The sequence below is a fragment of the Nitratireductor aquimarinus genome (assembly GCF_017255295.1).
GTDB lineage: Bacteria > Pseudomonadota > Alphaproteobacteria > Rhizobiales > Rhizobiaceae > Nitratireductor > Nitratireductor aquimarinus.
In genome coordinates this window covers 1-15,762 of sequence record NZ_JAFKDE010000016.1, presented here as the reverse complement: position 1 = coordinate 15,762, position 15,762 = coordinate 1, and the positions used below count along the sequence as shown (strand labels likewise).

At 61.2% G+C, this 15,762-nt stretch carries 18 protein-coding genes and 4 pseudogenes; 11 read left to right on the top strand and 11 right to left on the bottom strand.

The genetic code is table 11. From position 1 onward, the window contains the following. Positions 1-106: 106 nt before the first annotated feature. The 9 genes from JYP46_RS21190 to JYP46_RS21150 all read left to right on the top strand — a co-directional run bounded on the left by JYP46_RS21190 (position 107) and on the right by JYP46_RS21150 (position 6,746). The gene (locus tag JYP46_RS21190; protein ID WP_244974896.1) at positions 107-475 is read left to right on the top strand and encodes an RrF2 family transcriptional regulator; all 369 of its coding nucleotides are present in this window, start codon (positions 107-109) and stop codon (positions 473-475) included. A 31-nt stretch (positions 476-506) separates the two neighbouring features. After that, positions 507-2,132: a cytochrome-c oxidase, cbb3-type subunit I gene (gene ccoN, locus JYP46_RS21185; protein WP_206549260.1), complete on the top strand. Its 1,626-nt coding sequence runs from the start codon at positions 507-509 to the stop codon at positions 2,130-2,132. Between the two features lie 4 nt (positions 2,133-2,136). After that, on the top strand, positions 2,137-2,865 hold the full coding sequence (gene ccoO, locus JYP46_RS21180; protein WP_206549259.1) for a cytochrome-c oxidase, cbb3-type subunit II: 729 nt from the start codon (positions 2,137-2,139) through the stop codon (positions 2,863-2,865). Then, entirely contained in the window at positions 2,862-3,023 is a 162-nt protein-coding gene (locus JYP46_RS21175; protein ID WP_206549258.1) for a cbb3-type cytochrome c oxidase subunit 3, read from the top strand. Before ccoO ends, JYP46_RS21175 begins: the two co-directional genes overlap by 4 nt. Beyond that, complete coding sequence (ccoP, locus tag JYP46_RS21170; protein ID WP_206549257.1) at positions 3,020-3,895, top strand: cytochrome-c oxidase, cbb3-type subunit III; 876 nt, start codon at positions 3,020-3,022, stop codon at positions 3,893-3,895. Before JYP46_RS21175 ends, ccoP begins: the two co-directional genes overlap by 4 nt. Further along, complete coding sequence (locus JYP46_RS21165; protein WP_206549256.1) at positions 3,892-4,050, top strand: hypothetical protein; 159 nt, start codon at positions 3,892-3,894, stop codon at positions 4,048-4,050. The genes ccoP and JYP46_RS21165 overlap by 4 nt, the downstream gene beginning before the upstream one ends. Before the next feature lie 13 nt (positions 4,051-4,063). Then, complete coding sequence (locus tag JYP46_RS21160; protein WP_206549255.1) at positions 4,064-4,861, top strand: DUF2189 domain-containing protein; 798 nt, start codon at positions 4,064-4,066, stop codon at positions 4,859-4,861. A gap of 50 nt (positions 4,862-4,911) precedes the next feature. Next, complete coding sequence (locus tag JYP46_RS21155; protein ID WP_206549254.1) at positions 4,912-5,136, top strand: hexameric tyrosine-coordinated heme protein; 225 nt, start codon at positions 4,912-4,914, stop codon at positions 5,134-5,136. A 1,046-nt stretch (positions 5,137-6,182) separates the two neighbouring features. Continuing rightward, on the top strand, positions 6,183-6,746 hold the full coding sequence (locus JYP46_RS21150; RefSeq protein ID WP_206549253.1) for a PTS sugar transporter subunit IIA: 564 nt from the start codon (positions 6,183-6,185) through the stop codon (positions 6,744-6,746). A gap of 277 nt (positions 6,747-7,023) precedes the next feature. Here JYP46_RS21150 and JYP46_RS22185 read toward each other — a convergent pair. The 3 genes and pseudogenes from JYP46_RS22185 to JYP46_RS22345 all read right to left on the bottom strand — a co-directional run. Then, positions 7,024-7,236 (bottom strand): annotated as a pseudogene (locus JYP46_RS22185) (ATP-binding protein); the annotation flags it as partial. Further along, positions 7,181-7,795 (bottom strand): HAD family hydrolase, encoded by a 615-nt coding sequence (locus JYP46_RS22350; RefSeq protein WP_268968726.1) that lies wholly within the window; start codon positions 7,793-7,795, stop codon positions 7,181-7,183. The pseudogene JYP46_RS22185 and the gene JYP46_RS22350, both read right to left, overlap by 56 nt. A 64-nt stretch (positions 7,796-7,859) precedes the next feature. Next, positions 7,860-8,534: pseudogene (locus tag JYP46_RS22345) on the bottom strand (HAD-IC family P-type ATPase); the annotation flags it as partial. 35 nt (positions 8,535-8,569) lie between these two features. Here JYP46_RS22345 and JYP46_RS22340 point away from each other — a divergent pair. Beyond that, positions 8,570-8,836: a hypothetical protein gene (locus tag JYP46_RS22340; RefSeq protein ID WP_236042309.1), complete on the top strand. Its 267-nt coding sequence runs from the start codon at positions 8,570-8,572 to the stop codon at positions 8,834-8,836. A 207-nt stretch (positions 8,837-9,043) separates the two neighbouring features. On the opposite strand, the gene JYP46_RS21140 is transcribed toward JYP46_RS22340, so the two are convergent. The 8 genes and pseudogenes from JYP46_RS21140 to JYP46_RS22335 all read right to left on the bottom strand — a co-directional run bounded on the left by JYP46_RS21140 (position 9,044) and on the right by JYP46_RS22335 (position 15,068). Next, complete coding sequence (locus JYP46_RS21140) at positions 9,044-9,421, bottom strand: hypothetical protein (RefSeq protein WP_206549252.1); 378 nt, start codon at positions 9,419-9,421, stop codon at positions 9,044-9,046. A gap of 74 nt (positions 9,422-9,495) precedes the next feature. Continuing rightward, positions 9,496-9,978, bottom strand: a complete 483-nt coding sequence (locus JYP46_RS21135) for a cytochrome b/b6 domain-containing protein (RefSeq protein ID WP_206549251.1) — start codon at positions 9,976-9,978, stop codon at positions 9,496-9,498. Between the two features lie 97 nt (positions 9,979-10,075). Next, complete coding sequence (locus JYP46_RS21130; protein WP_206549250.1) at positions 10,076-10,768, bottom strand: ABC transporter ATP-binding protein; 693 nt, start codon at positions 10,766-10,768, stop codon at positions 10,076-10,078. A gap of 1 nt (position 10,769) precedes the next feature. Then, on the bottom strand, positions 10,770-11,903 hold the full coding sequence (locus tag JYP46_RS21125) for an ABC transporter permease (protein WP_206549249.1): 1,134 nt from the start codon (positions 11,901-11,903) through the stop codon (positions 10,770-10,772). Continuing rightward, on the bottom strand, positions 11,900-13,045 hold the full coding sequence (locus JYP46_RS21120; RefSeq protein ID WP_206549248.1) for an efflux RND transporter periplasmic adaptor subunit: 1,146 nt from the start codon (positions 13,043-13,045) through the stop codon (positions 11,900-11,902). The genes JYP46_RS21125 and JYP46_RS21120 overlap by 4 nt, the downstream gene beginning before the upstream one ends. 3 nt (positions 13,046-13,048) lie before the next feature. Further along, positions 13,049-13,645, bottom strand: coding sequence for a TetR/AcrR family transcriptional regulator (locus tag JYP46_RS21115; RefSeq protein WP_222474329.1), 597 nt, complete (start codon positions 13,643-13,645; stop codon positions 13,049-13,051). Positions 13,646-13,806: 161 nt separating this feature from the next. Next, positions 13,807-14,496: pseudogene (locus JYP46_RS21110) on the bottom strand (IS21 family transposase); the annotation flags it as partial. Between the two features lie 110 nt (positions 14,497-14,606). Next, positions 14,607-15,068 (bottom strand): helix-turn-helix domain-containing protein, encoded by a 462-nt coding sequence (locus tag JYP46_RS22335; RefSeq protein WP_206549246.1) that lies wholly within the window; start codon positions 15,066-15,068, stop codon positions 14,607-14,609. Positions 15,069-15,312: 244 nt separating this feature from the next. Between JYP46_RS22335 and JYP46_RS21100 the strand changes: the two are divergent. Continuing rightward, a pseudogene (locus tag JYP46_RS21100) lies at positions 15,313-15,612 on the top strand (integrase core domain-containing protein); the annotation flags it as partial. Positions 15,613-15,762: the final 150 nt, after the last annotated feature.

Below are 15,762 nucleotides of genomic sequence, written 5' to 3'. Positions count from 1 at the left end.
AGGCTTGAAATCATTCCTGCAGATGATAATAGGTATTATAAATACCAATTCAATGTCTGCGACACACAGAATGCGTCTAACCTCCTTCACTGATTATGGACTGCGCATGTTGATGCGAATGGCGAGCGCCCCGGACCAGTATTTTTCAACCGCGGATCTGGCGGTGGAGTTCAACCTGTCCCGCAACCATCTGACGAAAATCATGCAGCAGCTTTCGCGTGGCGGAATCGTAGAAACGCGGCGCGGCGGAAGTGGTGGCGCGAAGTTAAGTCAAGCGCCGGAGGGCATAAGGCTTGGCGATGTGGTGCGTCTTCTCGAGCAAGGCCAGGCACTTGTCGAATGCCTTGCCCCCGATGGTGGTGACTGCACAATCGATAATTGCTGCAGGTTGAAAGCGCGTCTGCGGCGCGCAGAAATGCGGTTCATCGAAGACTTGAATCTCACGTCGCTCGCCGAAATTGCGTTGCCCAAATGAAGGCGCTCCCGAAGAGAGAAGGAATTGCAGCATGATTGCCACGCTAACCGTATCGGAGCGCCAGGCCGGTCTTCTGCTCTCGATAATCCTGGCAGCCCTGGGGTTGGCAATGGCTGCTGCGGCGCGTCAGGGTGTCATGTCCGTTCATGGCTTTTTGGCGCTCGGCCTTGGTGTCGGCCTCGCATTTATGCTGGGCGGAGCGATTTATGATCCCGAGCCTGACGAAGACAGGCTGCGGTCTTATTACGATGCCCCAACCCAGTTCGGCATTGTGATGACGCTCATCTGGGCCGTCATTGCCATGGCTGTGGGTGTCTGGGTTGCCGCACTGCTCTACTGGCCAGAGGCTACACCGCTCTGGCCAGAGACAAGCTTCGGACGACTACGCCCTGTGCATACGACTGGTATCATTTTCGGGTTTGGTGGAAACGCGCTGATCGCGACGTCTTTCCATGTTCTACAGCGTACATCGCGCGCCCGATTGGCGGATTCCATCAGTCCCTGGGTCGTTCTTCTAGGCTACAATCTCTTCTGTGTCTGGGCCGTAACAGGCTATTTAATGGGAAGTACCCAGTCGAAAGAGTATGCCGAAGCCGAATGGTATGCTGATCTATGGCTTGTTGTGGTCTGGGTGACCTATTTTGTTCTGTATCTGCGCACACTCGCTCGACGGAACGAGCCGCATATTTACGTCGCCAACTGGTATTATCTGGCATTCATCCTCGTCGTGGCGATGCTTCACATCGTCAACAATCTGGCGCTTCCTGTACGATGGTCTTCGGCGGAGAGTTTCCCCATCTGGTCGGGTGTGCAGGACGCCATGATTCAATGGTGGTATGGCCACAACGCTGTTGCGTTCTTCTTGACCGCCGGCTTTCTGGGAATGCTGTATTACTTCCTGCCAATTCGTTCAGGAAGACCGATCTGGTCCTACAGACTTTCCATCATCAGCTTCTGGGGCATCACGTTTTTCTACATCTGGGTCGGCTCACACCATCTCCATTACACTGCCTTACCCTATTGGGCGCAGACGCTGGGAATGACCTTTTCAGTTATGCTTCTGGTGCCTTCCTGGGCATCGGCAGGAAACGCAATCGCCACTTTGAATGGGGCCTGGCACAAGGTTCGCGATGACGCCACGCTGCGGTTCATGTTCGTGGCGGCTGTTTTCTATGGCCTGTCGACCTTCGAGGGGTCCTTCCTTGCCATCCGGCCAGTCAATTCCCTGAGCCACTATACGGACTGGACGGTAGGCCATGTCCATTCCGGCACGCTGGGTTGGGTGGCAATGATTGTGTTTGGCGCAATCTACACATTGGTGCCGCAGATTTCCGGGCGCGATGCAATGGTATCGTCACGTGCGATAGAATGGCATTTCTGGTTGGCGGTGTCCGGTACACTCGTCTACGTCGTGGCAATGTGGAATGCAGGCATCACGCAAGGGCTGATGTGGCGCGCATATGATGAAAACGGTGCACTGAGTTACAGTTTCCTTCAGTCGGTGCAGGCAATGGCCCCATACTATCTGCTCCGCACCATTGGAGGGGGCCTCTTTCTCGCTGGGGCCGTGATCTGCGCGTGGAATTGTTGGGCGACCCTGCGCCTGGCACACGGCAGCGCCAAAGACCGACCGCTTCTCCCACAACCCGCCGAGTGACGATATGCTGAAGTTACACTACAATCTGGAGAGGGTTTCGATGGGGCTGGTGGCGGCAATCATTATTGCCGCCTCGGTCGGCGGTATCGTTGAAATCGCACCGTTGTTTACCATCGATGAGACCGTTGAGGTGCCCGATGACCTTCGACCTCATACCCCACTGGAACTGGCGGGACGCGAAATATTCATTCGCGAAGGGTGTTATGCCTGCCACAGCCAAATGGTCCGCAGCCTGGCCGATGAAATTGATCGCTACGGCCCTTACTCTCAGGCTGGAGAATCTGCCTATGATCATCCGATGCTGTGGGGTTCCAAGAGAACCGGACCCGATCTTGCGCGCATTGGAGGGAAATACTCCGATGAGTGGCACGTACGGCACCTGATCGATCCGCGAAGTGTGGTTCCGGCATCTATTATGCCAGCCTACCCGTGGTTGCTCAAATCGCTTGATACAGATCTCCTGACGGATTCACTCGCAACTCTCTCCGAGCTTGGAGTTCCATACAGTGACGAGATGATCACGTCTGCGGCGTCGGATGCTTTGGCCCAAAGCCGCCCCGACAGCAACGAGACTGACGGTTTTCGTGCACGTTATGAGGAACGTCCTGCAATTCGGGCGTTTGATGGTGATCCAGCACGATTGACCGAGATGGATGCGCTCGTCGCGTATCTTCAGGCGCTTGGGACGCTGACTGTCGTCTCCGAAACTGTTGTTGTGGAGGTGGATGAATGACGCACGATCTGTTGCTTTATCTTTCGAAGACAGTTGGACTGATCTGGTTGATGGGGTTCTTTCTGATCGTCATCATCAGAACCTACAACCCTTCTCGCCGAGCGGCATACAGAGCTGCTGCGCGCTCAATTCTTCCAGATGGGATGGATAAAGAATGAGCAAGCACAGTCATCGCGAGATAGACCCTGTTACCGGTCACGAGACCACGGGCCACGACTGGAACGGGATCAAGGAGCTGAACACGCCGCTCCCAAAGATTGTAATTTGGGCGCTAATCCTGACCTTCGTCTATTCCGTCATCGCCTGGATCCTTCTGCCTGCGTGGCCGATCGGCAGAGACTACACACGGGGTCTGCTGGGGCTTGATCAAAGTGATATTGCGCTCGAGGATTATCGTGCTCTGGCGACCAAGCGGCAGGACTGGCTTCAGCCATTTGAGAATGTGGATTTCTCCGCATTGCAGGCGGATGACGTCTGGCAGAATAACGCACTTCCAGCCGCTCAGCGGCTGTTTGAAGACAACTGCGCGGTCTGCCATGGCATGCAAGGCCGGGGCATCCAAGGGTTCCCGGTGCTCTCGGATGAAACCTGGTTGTGGAGTGGCACACCGGAGGAAATAGCCCAAACAATCCGCTATGGGATAAACACGGACAGCGCCGACACCCGTTATGCGGAGATGCCGTCATTCAATTGGATGGAGCGCCCGGATAGGGTTGCGTTGGCGGAGTATGTGGTCTTACTGGGAGACGGCAGCGTGAAGCCAAATGCTGCGGCGGCAACCCTTTTCTCTGAAAACTGTGCAGCTTGCCATGGTGAGGCGGGCATTGGCGGGCTCGAAAACGGAGCGCCTGCGCTGAACGACAGTTCAGTGATCTATGGGCAGGATTTTTCTACAGTGATGCAAACTCTCTGGAGTGGTCGGCAGGGTGTCATGCCAGCATGGACCGACCGCTTGACGCAGGCTGAAATCAATCTGCTCGCATTCTACGTTTCCCGGCTTGGCGCGGATGAAAAGCAGGTTGCCCAATGAAACCACACAAGCAGAAGCAACTGGCGATTGCCGGCGCAATTCTTGTGGGCGCCGTCTTCATTTTCGCCAATGCTCATTTTTTGTCGGTGGCGATATCCAGTGCACCGGATTGCGCAGTGATCGCTGATGTTCCGCCTGCAAAGCCTGCCTGCTGAAAAGGAATGCTGCATGCTTGAACCACTTCCAGTAGTACGGCGACCGGAAAGCCGAGCCTCGGCTTATGCACGAGATCTTCCAGCTTCAACAGCCATGGCCTGGCTTGAGCAAGGTTGGCGCGACTTTAGATACATGCCCTGGCCAAGCCTCGTTTACGGCGCCTTCTTGATGCTGACCTCATACGTGGTTCTGTGGGCGCTCTATTCGACCGACCTTCTATACCTGTCATTGCCGGCAATCTCCGGATTTCTCATTGTTGGGCCATTTCTTGCAATTGGTCTTTATGAAAAGAGCTATCGCCGGGCATTGGGAAAACAAATTACGCTCTCTGACGCTTTAATCCTACGGCCAGCCTCTGGTTCTCAGCTTGCATATGCCGGCCTTTTGCTGGGCCTCCTGGTGCTATTCTGGCTCCGGTCAGCAGATCTGCTCTACGCGCTTTTTTTCGGTCTCCACCCATTTCCTGGCGCCGCAGACGCTTTGATTAATGCGTTCACGACACCGCGCGGCTGGGCTCTGGTGATTACTGGAACTTTCGTTGGCAGTATTTTCGCTTCTTTCGCCTTCGCCGTCAGTGTCTTCGCTGTGCCCATGCTTGTATCGAGCAAGACCGATGCATTGACGGCCATGGGGTTGAGCTTTGTTATGACCGCTCAAAACCTGAAGCCTATGCTTTCCTGGGGGGCAATCGTCGCGTCCGGTCTAGTTCTGTCGGTACTCACCGGTTTTGTTGGACTCGTGGTGATATTTCCAATTTTGGGACATGGAACATGGCACGCTTACAGGGAGATTGCGAAGGATCCATCATAACGCAACCAACCGCTGAAAATCCTTAGAGGACACAAAGAAAGATTGATTCAATGACCAGTTGGCTCCCATCGCTCAAAACTACGACCCCAGAAGAGGGCTACGACCTCGCCGTCAAGTTGGCCAGGATTGCTGTAAAGAAGACACAACCTGACGCTGAAGTTCGTGAGCAGCTACGTCCAAAATATGCGGAAGATGCAGATGCATTAATCGCCATCAGCCATGTGATTGCTATACATTTTGCGACGGTAGCTGCGGCCAATGATCATTGGAAATAGGTTTGTATCAGCTGCATATAACAGCTGCCGTGCCGGTTGATGGTCGTTGATTTGCGTGATCAACGACCCGTATCCTCAATCCATGCGGCGTAAAGGCACAGCGGCGCTATGAGAGTTGTTTTTGTTTTTATTTCAATTATATAGATGGCATGGATAAAAAGTCGTTCCTTATATTCCGTCGCGGTTGCCGGATGATGCATGTCATCGCCCGGGGCGGATCTATATAAGTGATGTAACCTTATTAGTTCGGCTCCGGGTCGTTTTCTTGAAAGAGAGATCGCTTGTTCTTTTGCGCAGTTTTGACTGTGTATCTGGAGTTCGACATGTCCATCCGTTCCACGCTGTTCCTATGCCATAGCTGCACTGCCAGTCTGCCCCGCGCTGCGGTTCGGTGCCCGTGGTGTTCAACTCCGGTAAACACCCTCTCCGGCGGCGTTCCGTTTGCCGACTACAAGGCGCGCCTTCGCGGCTGTGGGCAAATCCGGCCTGGCAGCAAGACGCACGATCTGAGGGCTGGTGGGAGATGACGGCCTGCGACCTGTTGGTCGCCGCCGCCTCTTTGGTCTGACAGTCAGGGCCGTCCAGAATTCACGATGGTTTCGCAGGAGCCAAAACGCCATGGCGTTATCAATCTCATCTCCAATCAAGCGTGTGCGCATCCAAATCGGATCGTGACCCTGACGCCGTCCCGAACGGCGTCAGGGAGATGTTCTGCAAAGACCACGGTTCAGAAATCTGGAGAAGAGATATGGCCAAGAGAAAAGGCGATCAGAAGCGCAAGCAGCCAAAGGGCAAGAAGAAGAACAACGTCAACCAGCCCGATCCAGTGGCCGATCAGCTGATGCCCGCAAAGCGCAAATAGGCGCGATCACTCAGCACATAGAGGCTCGCAGGCCCGCCCTTTAGCAGGTGGGCTCCGCGTTCTGCACGCTGTGATATCTGTGCATAGTTCCTGGAGGCAGCGGCCTGCCTGCAGGAACAATCTGTCCGGTCCTGCCAAAGGCGGACCCACAATCCTTCTACTTGGGATGAAAGGAGGGCGTGCGATGATACCCGTTCGTGTTTCCTTCGCTGTCGATTTTTCAACTGATAGAACATCAAACACCCGCAAGGCGGCCTTGTGGTCTCTTGCCGCCCGGGTCGCAGAGTTGCGGCCAAAAGCGAGCAAGCTCGATATCGCCGGCGCCCTCTATGCGCGCGAAAGGCTGGGAACCACTGCCATGGGCGGCGGTGTCGCCCTGCCGCATACGGTGCTCACTGATGAAGACGCCTCAATGATTGTGGTGCGGCGTCTGGAACGGCCGGTGGAGTTTGATGCCCCAGACGGCATGGCCGTCGACACACTCGTCGCCCTGATGGGCGGCAAGCATGACATCAAGTGGCTGCGCGCGGCCTTGCTGCGGCTCGGCAGACTGGGGCAGCAAGGCCCGCTCCGGCATCAACTGCGCACAGCTGCAACGCAGGACGAGGTCGCAGCCGTATTGGCTGCGCTCGGTCTTGATGTTCATACCGATCAGAAATTCTGTGTGAACGCTCGTACTGTTCAAGCTGAGGGGAGAGCGGCGTTGGGGATGACTGGCCGCATGCAGCATTCCATTGCTTTGCGTTAGGAGTGCGACGTCAAGCTCTTGTGATATGCGAGCGTCTCGTGCAGTCGCGGTGAAATTGCCCCAAGCTATGTTCGGAACTGGGTGACGGGACCGATCCGGCGGCGCGTTGATCTGGCGTGGCATTGCCAAGTTATTTGACGTAGATTGCAAGAGTGGTGATTTCTCGCAATCAGGCCGTCATCTCGGCGACATTACCGTCCCACAGGCCGAAGGCATCGGCTCTTGCGGATTTCAGAATTACCGGACAGTTCGGGCGCGGCTGATCCTCTGCCTGCGGTCATGTTTCAGTTTGCATCGTTTCTGTGTTTTCAGCGTGGGTCAAGTTTCTGTTTTGATCTGTTCTTCGCATGCTGTCTCCCTTGAGGTCGATGCGGTTGGCGTTGTGGACGATCCGGTCGAGGATAGCGTCGGCTATTGTCGGTTCGCCGATCATGTTATGCCAGCCCGAGACAGGCAGCTGGGCGGTGATGATTGTGGAGCGCCGCTGATAGGTCAGGTTCTGCCGGATCACCCTTGAGGTTCGGCGCGACAGGCGCTGCGCATCGGCCAGCCGCTCCATATCCTCGGACAGCAGCGCCACATCGGCGGCCTGAAGCGCCACCTCGGACCCCGCCGCGCCCATGGCAATGCCGATATCGGCGCGGGCCAGCGCCGCCGCGTCGTTCACCCCGTCGCCGACAAAGGCGACCTTGCCGCTGTCGGTCAGCGCGCCGACCGCACGAACCCTTGTCCTCGGGCAGATTTCCGGCGTGGATCTCGTCGGGGACAAGGCCAAGCTCAGCGCAGATGCGCAGGGCGACCGGGCGGCGGTCGCCAGTCATCATCACCATGCGGCGCACACCCCCCTTGCGCAAAGCCGCCAACGCCGGGGCCGAACTGCCGCGCGGCGCATCGGCGACGGTGACGGCACCCAGCACCTGCGCGCCACGGCCCAGATAGACCACCGTGTCCGTACCGTCGGCCAGCACTTGCAAGGCCGGATGATCCCAGTGCAGCGCCCATCGCCTGCGCAAGATAGGGGTTGCCCGCCCAGACCGGGCCAGAGGCATCGCGGCCTTCGATGCCGATGCCGGGCCTTGCGTTCACATCCGTCACCGCGACCGGCTGCAAGTCGCGGGAGATGGCCTCGCGGTGGATGGCGGCGGCGATATGGTGTTCGGAATGTGCCTCAAGCCCGGACAGTAGCGACAGGAAGCCGGCCTGATCGCCATCCAGCGCGACAAGCCGCGTCACCGAGGCGCGGCCGGTGGTCAGGGTGCCGGTCTTGTCGAAGGCGAAGGTATCGACACTGGCCAGCGTCTCCAGCGCGCCGCCGCCCTTGAACAGCACGCCGCCGCGTGCCGCCGCCGACAGCGCCGACAGGATGGCGGCGGGGACGGAAATGACGATGGCGCAGGGGCTGGCCGCGACCAGCAACGTGGCGGCGCGGTAAAGCGCCAGTTCCCAACCGCTGCCCAGCCACCAGAAGGCGGCGAAGGCGAGCACCCCGCCCGCCAGCACCGCGACCGTATAGCGTTGCCCGAACCATTCGCTGAACCGCTCGGACGGGGCGCGGGCGGCCTGCGCCTCGGTCACCAGCCGGATCATGCGGGCGATGGTGCTGTCGCTGACCGGGCGGGAGATCGAAACCTCCAGCACGCCGTCCAGATTGATCGTGGCCTCGAAAACTGGCGCCCCAGCCTCTTTCGACACCGGCATGGATTCGCCGGTGATATTGGCCTCGTCGATGCCGCCGCGCCCGGTGACGACCACGCCATCGCTGGGCACCGGGGTGCAGCACCACCACATCGCCGACGGCCAGCACCTCGGCGGGAACCTCCTCGATGGTACCGTTGGCGGTCTTGCGCAAGGCGGTCTCGGGGCGCAGCGCCATCAGCGCCTCGATGGCGCGGCGCGCCCGGCCAAGCACGCGTTCCTCCAGCGTGGTCGAGATGCTGAACAGCGTCAGCAGCACCGCGCCCTCGAACGGGGCGCCGACCACGGCAGCGGCAATGGCGGCGGCGATCATCAGCAGGTCGATGTCCAGCACCCGCTCGCGCCACAGGGTCGAAAGTGCGCGCCAGCCGGTCGGCAGGCCGCCCGCCAGATAGGCAAGCACCAGACCCGGAAGCTCGATGGGTGCCCATGCCTCGCCCGGCAGCCACCGCCCGGCAGCCGCCATTGCGAGGCCAAGCACGGTGGCCAGCGAAAGGGCCATGGAAAGGTCGATGGAAGAGGATCTGGTCATGTCAGGGTCCTGGCTGGCACGGCTGCGGCATGGGGCCGCTGTCGCTGGCTGGCTTGGGTTTATGCCTTGATCAATGGGTGCTGCGACCGCGAAAGGCGAGCGCGGCAATCATTATCCAGATGCTGCTGCGCAGGATCATCGCGCCCATGGTGCGCGCCTCCCATGCGCCGCCGGTGCCGACATGCCACAGAAAGGCCGCGAAGACCGCCACTGTCGCCAGCGCAATGCCCAGCGACAGCATCGGCGCCCATCGTGCGCCGAGCCACAGGCCGATTCCAGCCAGAACATAGGCAAACCCGGCAAGGAAGTTGAACCACAGCACGAAGGGCACCGCTGCCCCCATCTCCACGCCGCCGAACAGGGCGCGACTGCCCGACAGGATGGTCAGGAGGCCAAAGACCGTCGCCACGGCGGCGGTAATGGTCAGGGTGCGCGATCTTGTCGTCATGTCTGCCTCCGGGGTTTGCGGATCGGCGGGGCGCGTGTGGCGTGGCCGTCCATGGGTTACGGGGCTACGATGTGTCAGGCGCGGCCAAGCATGCGCCGCAGCACATCGGTCTTGAGCCAGAAATGATGGTAAAGTGCGGCGAGGATATGCAGGATGACCAGCGGAACCAGCGCCAGCCGCGCGATAGAATGGGCTTCACCAATCGCCTCGACGCCGGAAATCCACGCGGCCATGCCGGAAAGCGCCATCAGGATCAGCAGCAGGTTCAGCGCCACACGCGTGCCCGTGGCCAGCGCCTTCAGGGCCGGGTGCTCGCCTTCCGGCAGGCCCGGAACGCCGCGCCGACGGCGCAGCACCAGCCGCCATAGAACGAGAACGAGGAGCAGCGCGCCGACAACGGCAAGAGGATTGATCGTCGGCTGGTTCGGCAGCGTGCCGTCCATCCGCCCGTCCCATGCCCCGACGATGCCTTCATGCATGAAGATCTGGAAAAAGACGAGGGTTGCAATGACCCAATGCAGGATGATCTGGGGTGTGAAATAGGATGTCGGTTGCATCTTGGTTGTGCCTTTTCAAGGACGGTGAAGTTGCAGGGCCGGAGGCAAGGATCCGGGTGCGGGGTCTTGTGGTCATGTCTGCCTCCCCGCAAGCCCGTCACGCACTGACCAGATGGCCGTCGCGCAGGTGGATCAGGCGGTCGAAGCGGTCGAAGATCTTTTCGTCATGGGTGACGGTCACGATGCAGGCCTCCTGCTCGACCGCGAGCTTGCGCATGAGGTCCATCACCAGCCCGGCGCGCGCGCCGTCGAGCGCCGCGGTGGGTTCGTCGGCAAGGATGATGCGGGGGCGGTTGGCGAGCGCGCGGGCAATCGCCACGCGCTGCGCCTCGCCGCCCGACAGCAGCGCCGGCTTCACCATCGCGCGATGGCCGACTTCCAGATAATCCAGCAACTCGCGCGCCCGTGCCCGGCCTTCGTCGGCCGGCCGGCCGGCAAGATCGAGTACGACCGCGACATTCTCCTGCGCCGTCAGGAAGGGCAGCAGGTTGTGGCTCTGGAAGATGAAGCCAATCTTGTCGAGGCGCAGCCGCCTCAGGTCGCGCTGCAGCCATTTGCCGTCGAAGACCGGCTCACCGTCCAGCACCACGCGGCCCGCCGAGGGGGCGAGGATGCAGCCGATGACGTTGAGCAGCGTCGTCTTGCCCGATCCCGACGGGCCGAGCAGCGCGATCACCTCGCCGGCGCGCACCGTCAGATCGACCGCGCGCAGGGCATCGACGCGGGTCTCGCCCTCGCCGAAATGCTTGGCCACGTTCGTAACCTCGATGAGGGTGTCGCCAAGCGCCATGTCAGCTTCCCAATGCGGTGGCCGGGTCGACCTTCATCGCCGCCCGCACGCCAAGCGCCGAGGATAGAAGGCAGACGGCGGCGATGATCCCGGCAAGGACCATGACGTTGAACGGCTCCAGCACCACGCGGCGGGGGAAGTAGTCCTTTACCGTCAGGATCAGCATCAGCCCGATCCCCCAGCCTGAAGCACCAAGGATCATCGCCTGCTGTACGATCAGACCGATGATGGTCCGGTCGGGTGCGCCGATCAGCTTCAGCGTGGCGATCTGCTTCAGCTTCTCCATGGTCATCGTGTAGATGATCAGCGCGATCACCACTGCGCTGACCGACAGCAGGATGCCGAGGAACAGACCGATCTGGCGGCGTGCCTTGTCGACCACGGAGGCCAGCAGGATCTCTTCCTGATCGGCCTGGGTCATGGCGGACAGGTGTTTCCACTGGCGCACGGTGGCTCCCAGCAAATCGACATCGGCGCCCGGCGACATGCGGGCGATTATGGCGGCGACCGATGCGGACTTGACCGAGACAGCCCCGCGCGCGGCCTGCACCCGCTGCGCGGCGGGATCAAGTTCGGTTTGAAGCGCCATCGCGTCGGCCAGCGTCACATAGACCGCCGGATCCCCGCCCGAATTCATCGCCCCCTCGACCAGTCCGACCACGGCAAAGCGGTTGCGGCCAAGCCGGATGGTTTCGCCGGGCAGCAGGCCGGTCTTGCGGTCGGCCACCATCTCGAAATGGCTGGTGCCGATGCCGCGTCCCTCGGCGATGGCAAGCGGGCCGCCGGGGCGACCCGGCTCGTAGCCGATGACGTAAAGGCGCAGCGTCTGCCCGCCATGGGGCGCCTCGACGTTCTGGTAGTTGATCGCGCCGGCCTCGGCCACGCCGGGCATCCGCGCCACCGCATCGCGCGTGTCGGCGGGAATGCTCGACGCCTCCGCGAACGGCCCCTTGGTGCCGGCCTCGACCACCCATACATCCACCGCCGGCGCCTTGACCACCGCCAGCGCGTCCGAGACGAGGCCGTTATAGATGCCGATCATCGCCAGCACGACCGTCATCAGCAGCCCCAGCCCGAAACAGGTCAGCACGAAGCGGAACAGGCCGTGGCGAATGTCCTTGAGCGCGAGATTCATGGCGCCTCGCTGATACGGGCGCGCCGCCCCTCGGCCGCGCCTTTGGGCGGGCCGGCGACGATGGTGGCACCTTCGGGCAGGCCGCCGGTGACCTCGACCCGGCCGCGGTCGTCGCGGGCGCCGAAGGTCAGTTCCGCGCGGGCAAGGCGGCCGTCCTGCACCGTCCAGACCATGCCGCGATGGCCGTCGAACCTGCTGATCGCGACCTCCGGCACCATCAGCGCGGTCGTTCGTGTGCCGGTCAGGATGCGCACCTCGGCCTGTTCGCCAAGAAACATCTCGGCGGGACAGTCGGCGCAGGTCATCCAGACGCGGCGTTCTTCGTTCAACCGGTCGCTTTCGATGCCGATGCGGGCGATGGTGCCATGGAATTCGGCCGAAGGCTGCGAGCGCAGCCGGATCGTGCCCGGCTGGCCTATGGCAAGCTGGCCGGCGCGCTCCTCGTCGACATAAGCCTGGATCCAGATGGTGGCCGGGTCGATCAGCGTGAAGATCGGATCGCCGGCCTTCACCACCGCGCCCGTCTCGGCATGGCGCGCAACGAGCAGCGCATCATAGGGCGCGAGCAGCCGGTGATGGGCGAGCAAGGCTTCCTCCTGCCGCAGTGCCGCCGCCGCATCAAGGCTCTGTGCCTGGATCACTGCCACATCCGCCTCGGCCACGGCCAGATCGGCGCGGGCCACATCCTCGTCGCGTTGTGCCTCCTCGGCACGCTGGACCGAGGCCACATCGCGTTGCACAAGGTTCTGCAGCCGTCGGTTCGCCACCTCGCGCTGCGCCAGCATGACCCGGGCGCGCACCAGTGCCGCTTCGGCCTTTGCAAGATTGGCCTCGTTCGCCGCCACCGCCGCCTGGGCGCGGGCGACGCGCGCCTCCTGCACGGCGGAGTGGAGGACGGCCAGTTCCTGACCTCGGGCCACGCTGTCGCCGGCATCCGCCGCGAGCGAGGCAAGCGCCGCCCCCACCTCGAATCCCGTGCGGCTGAGGATGCGCGCCTCGACGGTGCCAAGCCCGTAGATGCGCAGCGCCACATCATGTTCGGGCTGAACGACCGCCACCGTCAGCGGGCGTTCGGTCAGGAACAGAAAGCCGGCAGCGGCGGCCGCCGCCAGAAGAATGCCCGTGAGCCAGATACGCCGCATCGCCTATTCCCCGTCCGTGGCCAGAAGCCTGAATTGCACGTCGAACAGCCGCAGCCCTTCGGCACGCAGGTCGAAATCGCGGGTGCCGAGCGCCCAGCGGATCGCCACGCCCTGCACGAGCGAGGTCAGCAACGCCGCCGCATCGTTTGCGGCAATGTCGCCGCGCAACAGACCCGCGTCCTGTCCGGCGGCGACCTCGCGCGCCAGCAGGCCACGAAACGCCGAAAGCTTGCCGTGAAAGATGGCGCGCAGCTCTGCATTGGTGACGTTCAACTCACGCGAGAACAGCAACATCGGCAGCGCCGGGGTCGCTTCGATCTGCGCGAACTGGGCGGAAATCAGGGCACGCAACCTGATGGTCGGTGTGTCTCCCAGGCGCAATGCTTCGTCCCAGGCCGTTGCCAGCCCCTCGGCCACATGCTCGGCCACGGCCTGCCAGAGCGCGGCCTTGGTCGGGAAGTGCCGAAACAGCGCCGCCTGCGTGACACCGATCCGCGACGCGACCGCACCTGTCGTCACCCGGTCCGGCCCGATCCTGTCGGCGAGGTCAAGGGCAGCGGCGACAATCTCGGCCTTGCGAAGCTCCGCTGACTTGCGCACGGGGCATCCCTTTAGTGAGTGAGTAGTTACAAACATATTTAGGCGGACTCCTGCGATGCGTCAATCACGGGGCGTCATTTTCTGCATGCATTGATTGCCGCGACAGCGAGAACTAGGTGGGGAAGAGGGAGGCCGGCCTATCTCTGCCCCCGACGCGGCGAATAATGGGCACAAAACTCCTCGTAGCGGCGTGTCAGATCCTCGCGCGCCTCCTTGTCGAGATTGCGGAACGCGGCCGACAGGCTGTCGCTGCGATGTTCATGGGGAGCACCACCAAGCAGCCACAGCGCGTTCTGCAGGCCTTCCGCCAACGCCACGAAACTCTCGCCGCCGAGGACGACATGGGCGTGCTCGAAACCGGAATAGGCGAGCCGGAAATGATAGAGCCGGTGATCGAGGGGCTGGCCTGCAACCGTGATGGCGAGACTGGCCATGTCGGTGAAATCCGACAGGCCGACGCGACCCGGCGCATGGGCTTGGCGGAAGATGACCTCCTGTTCTTCGCCGTGGATGGCCCGCCAGGAGCGGACGCGCCGCTCCAATGTTCGGCGGATGCCGCTGCTCAGTTCGGGATGCCGCCGCAGCATCTCCTCGAAGATGGCGACAGGACGGATGCCCGGTGCCGCCTTCAACAACGGAACCACCTCCGCGTCGAAAATATCCGCAAGCGGATCGGGACGTCGCCGACCTCGCGGCACCTTCTTCTGCGACGGCAATCTCGGATCGTTCTCGATGCGATAGGCCGTGGCGACACTGATCGACGCCTTCGCTGCCGCGACGGCGGTCGTGCTGGTCTGTCTAAGCTTCATGTAGAGCCTCATCTGGTGATCGGTTACGTGGCAGCCGGGCACAAGGCGATTCCCCCAATCGGAAAAACCACCGGAATACCCGGCCAACCGCGACCACCAGACAAACGCACCCGAAAAGAGCGCGCCGCCGACGGATTGAAACTCCGGTAGGGCTACGCCCTCCCTGCGCTCCAACCCGTCGGCATTCTCATCCTGATTGACGCTGAACTCTCACGTTGTTTGTCGCTCCGCAGCACAGACCATCTCTTCGTCCAAGACACGTCAGGACCGGCCACGATGTTCCCGTTTGGACCAGAGAGCTGGCCTGAGAGCCGATCTTCAACATACTGCCGCAAGGCGTCGTTCTGCGCTAGTTTTGTCAGCTTTGGCCGGCGTGCCGCGCGATCTGCATGCCATTGCGCTGTTGTCGCTCGATATTCAAAGCCCCCTGAGCGTGTCGCTGCATTCCGCCAAAGTTCCCGGGAGACGGTCGAGGCGGATCGTCCAATCTTCCTTGCAATCGCACAGACACCGAAGCCCTGCGCTCTGTACAAGGCGATCTCTTCGCGCTCAGCAAAACACAGATACCGGCCGGAAAGCGGCTGAGATGCATTTGCAAACTTGGATGGCGGCATGCCTCCGGCCTCCCGAAACCAACGACTGCCAACTGGGGCAGACGCGCCAGCTTGCACGCCAGCTTCTTCGCTGGAAACGCCTTGCTTGATGAGTCGCCAAAACATGACTTGCTGGGAACGCAGTGCCGCCCGTGGCCGTCCCAGTGAATGCAGTTTACCTCGTGTGCTGCGCTCTGATGCGCGTTTGCGGTTTGTCATCACAACCTCCAATTCGGAACCGTTGCGACGACCGTTTGAATCCGCCCAATACCTTTCGATCAAATACACAGAGCGGTTGGGAGAAGCTGGTATCGAGCCCTCTGTGGGCAGCGTCGGAGACAGTTACGACAATGCCCTGGCCGAGACGATCAACGGTTTGTTCAAAGCCGAGGTCATTCACCGCCGCGGCCCTTGGCGCAACTTCGAAGCCGTGGAATACGCAACGCTCGAATGGGTGGATTGGTTCAACAACCGCCGCTTGCTTGAACCCATTGGGAACATCCCGCCGGCAGAAGCAGAGGCCAATTTCTACGCCGCTCTGGAAACTGAGGACATTGCCGCGTAACTAACTGAAATCAGTCTCCGGCAAACCCGGTGCGTGTGTGGATGCCCCCTACATTGCAAGGTTTTTCTTCCGACTTCTTTTGCAGCGTGTTGCTTCTATCGGTCGTGTGTCAGGCCTCTGATCGCGGCCTGCGCCACGGGGCCGTTATGC

Coding starts and splice junctions, on each gene's coding strand:
- JYP46_RS21190 (WP_244974896.1), top strand. CDS start 107: ATGTTGATGCGAATGGCGAGCGCCCCGGACCAGTATTTTTCAACCGCG.
- ccoN (WP_206549260.1), top strand. CDS start 507: ATGATTGCCACGCTAACCGTATCGGAGCGCCAGGCCGGTCTTCTGCTC.
- ccoO (WP_206549259.1), top strand. CDS start 2,137: ATGCTGAAGTTACACTACAATCTGGAGAGGGTTTCGATGGGGCTGGTG.
- JYP46_RS21175 (WP_206549258.1), top strand. CDS start 2,862: ATGACGCACGATCTGTTGCTTTATCTTTCGAAGACAGTTGGACTGATC.
- ccoP (WP_206549257.1), top strand. CDS start 3,020: ATGAGCAAGCACAGTCATCGCGAGATAGACCCTGTTACCGGTCACGAG.
- JYP46_RS21165 (WP_206549256.1), top strand. CDS start 3,892: ATGAAACCACACAAGCAGAAGCAACTGGCGATTGCCGGCGCAATTCTT.
- JYP46_RS21160 (WP_206549255.1), top strand. CDS start 4,064: ATGCTTGAACCACTTCCAGTAGTACGGCGACCGGAAAGCCGAGCCTCG.
- JYP46_RS21155 (WP_206549254.1), top strand. CDS start 4,912: ATGACCAGTTGGCTCCCATCGCTCAAAACTACGACCCCAGAAGAGGGC.
- JYP46_RS21150 (WP_206549253.1), top strand. CDS start 6,183: ATGATACCCGTTCGTGTTTCCTTCGCTGTCGATTTTTCAACTGATAGA.
- JYP46_RS22350 (WP_268968726.1), bottom strand. CDS start 7,795: ATGCCTCTGGCCCGGTCTGGGCGGGCAACCCCTATCTTGCGCAGGCGA.
- JYP46_RS22340 (WP_236042309.1), top strand. CDS start 8,570: ATGGTACCGTTGGCGGTCTTGCGCAAGGCGGTCTCGGGGCGCAGCGCC.
- JYP46_RS21140 (WP_206549252.1), bottom strand. CDS start 9,421: ATGACGACAAGATCGCGCACCCTGACCATTACCGCCGCCGTGGCGACG.
- JYP46_RS21135 (WP_206549251.1), bottom strand. CDS start 9,978: ATGCAACCGACATCCTATTTCACACCCCAGATCATCCTGCATTGGGTC.
- JYP46_RS21130 (WP_206549250.1), bottom strand. CDS start 10,768: ATGGCGCTTGGCGACACCCTCATCGAGGTTACGAACGTGGCCAAGCAT.
- JYP46_RS21125 (WP_206549249.1), bottom strand. CDS start 11,903: ATGAATCTCGCGCTCAAGGACATTCGCCACGGCCTGTTCCGCTTCGTG.
- JYP46_RS21120 (WP_206549248.1), bottom strand. CDS start 13,045: ATGCGGCGTATCTGGCTCACGGGCATTCTTCTGGCGGCGGCCGCCGCT.
- JYP46_RS22335 (WP_206549246.1), bottom strand. CDS start 15,068: ATGCCGCCATCCAAGTTTGCAAATGCATCTCAGCCGCTTTCCGGCCGG.